The sequence below is a fragment of the Dehalococcoidia bacterium genome (assembly GCA_041653995.1).
Taxonomy (GTDB): Bacteria; Chloroflexota; Dehalococcoidia; order GIF9; family UBA5629; genus CAIMUM01.
Genome location: JBAZEK010000048.1, coordinates 1 through 3,843, shown reverse-complemented (window position 1 = coordinate 3,843; position 3,843 = coordinate 1). Strand labels below are relative to the sequence as shown.

At 53.3% G+C, this 3,843-nt stretch carries 9 protein-coding genes; all 9 read left to right on the top strand.

From position 1 onward, the window contains the following. The coding region (locus tag WC359_15145) for a hypothetical protein (GenBank protein MFA5401786.1) at nucleotides 1-296 on the top strand (296 nt) is incomplete at its 5' end. Between the two features lie 30 nt (nucleotides 297-326). Next, nucleotides 327-761: a hypothetical protein gene (locus WC359_15140; protein ID MFA5401785.1), complete on the top strand. Its 435-nt coding sequence runs from the start codon at nucleotides 327-329 to the stop codon at nucleotides 759-761. A 10-nt stretch (nucleotides 762-771) separates the two neighbouring features. Further along, complete coding sequence (locus tag WC359_15135; GenBank protein MFA5401784.1) at nucleotides 772-1,383, top strand: adenine-specific DNA methylase; 612 nt, start codon at nucleotides 772-774, stop codon at nucleotides 1,381-1,383. Nucleotides 1,384-1,423: 40 nt separating this feature from the next. Further along, complete coding sequence (locus tag WC359_15130; protein MFA5401783.1) at nucleotides 1,424-1,831, top strand: hypothetical protein; 408 nt, start codon at nucleotides 1,424-1,426, stop codon at nucleotides 1,829-1,831. A gap of 32 nt (nucleotides 1,832-1,863) precedes the next feature. Beyond that, nucleotides 1,864-2,142, top strand: coding sequence for a hypothetical protein (locus WC359_15125; GenBank protein MFA5401782.1), 279 nt, complete (start codon nucleotides 1,864-1,866; stop codon nucleotides 2,140-2,142). 9 nt (nucleotides 2,143-2,151) lie between these two features. After that, entirely contained in the window at nucleotides 2,152-2,364 is a 213-nt protein-coding gene (locus WC359_15120; protein MFA5401781.1) for a hypothetical protein, read from the top strand. A gap of 17 nt (nucleotides 2,365-2,381) precedes the next feature. Continuing rightward, on the top strand, nucleotides 2,382-2,594 hold the full coding sequence (locus tag WC359_15115; GenBank protein MFA5401780.1) for a hypothetical protein: 213 nt from the start codon (nucleotides 2,382-2,384) through the stop codon (nucleotides 2,592-2,594). A 404-nt stretch (nucleotides 2,595-2,998) separates the two neighbouring features. Continuing rightward, nucleotides 2,999-3,175 (top strand): hypothetical protein, encoded by a 177-nt coding sequence (locus tag WC359_15110; GenBank protein ID MFA5401779.1) that lies wholly within the window; start codon nucleotides 2,999-3,001, stop codon nucleotides 3,173-3,175. Next, nucleotides 3,157-3,495, top strand: coding sequence for a hypothetical protein (locus WC359_15105; protein ID MFA5401778.1), 339 nt, complete (start codon nucleotides 3,157-3,159; stop codon nucleotides 3,493-3,495). Before WC359_15110 ends, WC359_15105 begins: the two co-directional genes overlap by 19 nt. Nucleotides 3,496-3,843: the final 348 nt, after the last annotated feature.

The following is a 3,843-nucleotide window of genomic DNA, read 5'->3' as shown; positions in this document are numbered from 1 at the left end:
GTGTTAGGCGGACGACTATGACAGGACACGCAGTACGATGGGCGATACGACGGAACAGGTTTGCGCCACGCGGATTTGATTTCACGCACTGGCATTGGACGCTCGATGCAAACACAACTCTCTGCGGGCGGCGTATCATTATCGGACGCGACGATGTGCCGCTTTTCCCGGAAACCGATGATCTGTCGGATGTCGTAGATTGTAAAATTTGCCGTCGCCGCCTAACACTGTTTGGAGCGGACGCGGAACAGCAGCAGGCGTTGGGCGAGCAGGAAACGCCGCGCCGCTCAAACTAGGCCGTTAGGCGGAAAACTATAGGAGGCATTATGCCAGCATTGAATTTTAAGTGCGATTTTGTTGGAGCGATACAGCGCGGAGAGAAGAAACAAACTATCCGCCAGATTCGCAAGCGCCCGATAAAACCGGGCGACATTCTGCATCTGTATACCGGGATGCGCACGGCGCGTTGTAAAAAAATAGGGGTAGCAATTTGCGAATCCGTGCAATCAATTGAGATTCATAACGACAGGATGAGCCTGGACGATGCCGATATGCTCAAATGGGAACAGGTGCAAATGGCACTCGCTGACGGATTCAGAGACGTTGACGGATTTCGCGCATTTTTCGAGAGGCACTATGGATTGCCATTCTCTGGCGTTGTTATCCGTTTCCGCCTAACACCGGTTGTAGGCGACGCGGCTATCAACTCGCACGGTGGAAAACAGGCCATACCCGCCGCGCGCCTAAACCCTGGCCGTTAGGCGGAATACTATGAACATTTGTCGAATATGGGCTATGCCTTCACCAGATACTTTTGATATAGGCCCGATAGGTGCAATGGTTAAACGCTACTTACGGCAGTCTGAAATCAGCGTTGACCCGTTTGCGAGAAACAAGCGGTGGGCAACGTATACAAACGACCTCAATCCTGAGACGGCAGCGGAGTATCATTTGGACGCCTATGATTTTTTGGTTATGTTGCGCGACAAAGCGGTATCTCCTGACTTGCTGATTTTCGATCCGCCATATTCTCGGCAACAAGTAAAAGAGGTTTACGCCGGTATTGGCAGGCATTATGGAATACAAGACAGTCAAGACCATTCTACAAATTGGAGCAAAGAGCGTGACGTGATAGACCGGATTTTGTGTGTTGGTGGCTATGTGATTTCTTGCGGGTGGAATAGTGCCGGAATGGGCAAGGAGCGAGGATACAAGCCTATCGAATTATTGCTTGTCCCTCACGGCGGAAATCATAACGACACCATTGTATTTGTTGAACAGAAGGTTGCGCATCAAGCCGTATTCCGCCTAACACCGGTTGTAGGCGACGCGGCTGGCAGCGAGCAAAGCGACGATCTGGGTAATACCCACGCGGCAGCTTAAGCACGGCAGTTAGGCCGCGAAAGCGGCGGGAGGTATAGCGATGAATGAAATGAATACAGCAAGTTGGTATAGGAAATGCGCTGACGATTTGAAATGCAGCGTCTTTGATGTACTGATGCAAAGCGGTATACCACACTTCCCGCTTGCAGAAGTCAAGAGATTCAAGCGATTGCTTACTCCTGGACAAACCCTGGTTATTGTCAAGATACTAGATGAGAGCGAGCAACTTTATAGTCAGAAAGCAGATGAGTCTTTCAAGGATAAAGATTTTAGTCGTGCGGCGTGGTTGGCTGGATGCGCACAGGCGATGAACGAGCGTGCTGCACAATGGCGTCAACTCATCGAGGCCAGGCGTCGCGGCCCAACACCCGTTGCAGGCGACGAGGCTATCGTGCCTGCTGATGACGCGGAAGGCGATACCCGCCTCGCGCCTGAACCTGTCCGTTAGGCCGCCAAGCGCGGCAGGAGGTAGCTATGGGAATGAGCGATGATTTCTACCGTGGGATTCTCGTTGCGCTCGAAATCGTCACGCTGCATGATGATCAGGTCGTATTCGACGAGATTGCCACCTCAGTTGGAACCGAGAATCTCGTGCGAGTTGCGCGTAAAGCCGGCGAGATGCGCCGGAGCGGTTTGACGAAATACGGATACTCGCACTATGTGCGGCGGCCTAACACCGCTTCAAGACCGACTGCGCTGGCAGCCGTGCCGGGCGAAGATCAGGCACTACCCGCGCAGCGGCTTAAGCCTGGCCGTTAGGCGGAAACGATGCCATATACCATAACGATCTATCCAGATGAAAAATTAGCAACGCCCCACATTGGTCAGTTGTTTGTCGTCACCGAGGTCGGTGACGCGACCGACATGCATTGGGGGGCGTGTGTCGTTTCGCGCCTAACACCGCTTGCACTTGACGCGGCTAGCAGCGGGAACGACGACGATCAGGAACGAGACGCCGCGCAAGTGAAGCTCGTTCGTTAGGCGGACTTAGGAGCATTATGATCGTAAAAATTAAAGAAGTTCAAATTTGGTTTACTATACTCTCAGCCACGGCGGCAGAATCAAATAAGCAATTTTGTATAATCGCGTCTGAACAAGAGGCCATTGCATATTTACAGGGCGGCCCAACACCGCTTGCATCCGACGCCGCTTCGCTGCGTGCAGTGGAAGCGCCGGGAACGAATCGCGGCGCGGGTGAAGCCAGCCGTTAGGCCGCCAAGCGAGGTAGGGTAGTATGATAGATCGAGTGCTAGGTCGTTTGGATCGTTTCATTATTGCGTGTATCGAGCTATATGATATAGAGCCGCTCATCACATTGATGATATGGTGCGGACGTGCGCTGTTGCTCGTATTCGGCGTCATTATTGCTATGCTGCTGATTCCAGTTCGAGTATATAACGCTGTGACGAGGCACATTCCACCTTCCGAGAGGCTGCACCGGCGAGGTGCGGGGAGGTGCCCATTTTAGTTGACGGTAGCCACACGCGTAGAGGACGTGACTGCGAGCCGGTGGCGTGTGAGGAAGTCCTGCGCAGTGACGCGGGCAATCTTGAATTGTTGTGATTATGGGCGTGGACATCGGCACGCGCTTTTCTTTCAATATAGGAGGTTTGCCATGCAGTTCGCATCAGCGGAGACGTTGTTACTGTGGATTATCCGCAATTGGCATTATGTGCCGGGTGATCCATTGGCGAAGATCATCCAAGATTTTCTGGTGGCGCAAATGTATGGGCAGTCTTTCGATTTACAAGCACAGAATGAGCGAGGTGAGGCATGCGCGGCTGGATCGTAGTGCGATTGTTGCCGCCGGAGAATAGGTTTTGTGTGCCGGAAGTGCGCGTGCAAGGGGAGTCGGCGATTGGTGGGATCGCGTTCAGCGGAGGCAGGGACGTGGTGCGGCTGTGGAACCTGCTATTTGATACGGTGTATGAACAGCGCCGCCGGGCTCGTGTGGGAGTGCGGTTGGCGCTGGAGGTTGACGGGGAGTTAGGCACGATGGTAGAGACGGTGGCGCGGGTGGTCGCTGCGGAGCTGAATGTCCCTTTGGCATTGGGGATGGAGACGGAATTTGGCGAGCAGTTGGAATTGCCTGGGACCCGGTTTATGGAATAAGTCTCCCAGCGAGCGCCTCACGGTATTGACAGTGAGGTGTCTGGTTGTACAATGGAGGTATGAGCAAACAACAGCGGCAGTTCCTGAATTTAGTGAGGCGCGGATTGTTGATGATCGTGCGCGCAATTGAGGAGCTGCTCGCGGTGGATGATACAGAAATAGTAAGTTAAGACGGTCACACCGGGTCCGGTTTCACCGTCGTTGAAAAGATCGCCGTAAAGCGCCCATCTTTGTGGGTGCTTTTTGTTATCTGGATGGTTCCGGGTATCTGAATTAGCGGAAGGATTTATGATGCAAAATCCAGGCTTTGAGTTGGGGACGTGGACCCGGCAGACGCATACCGGGCAG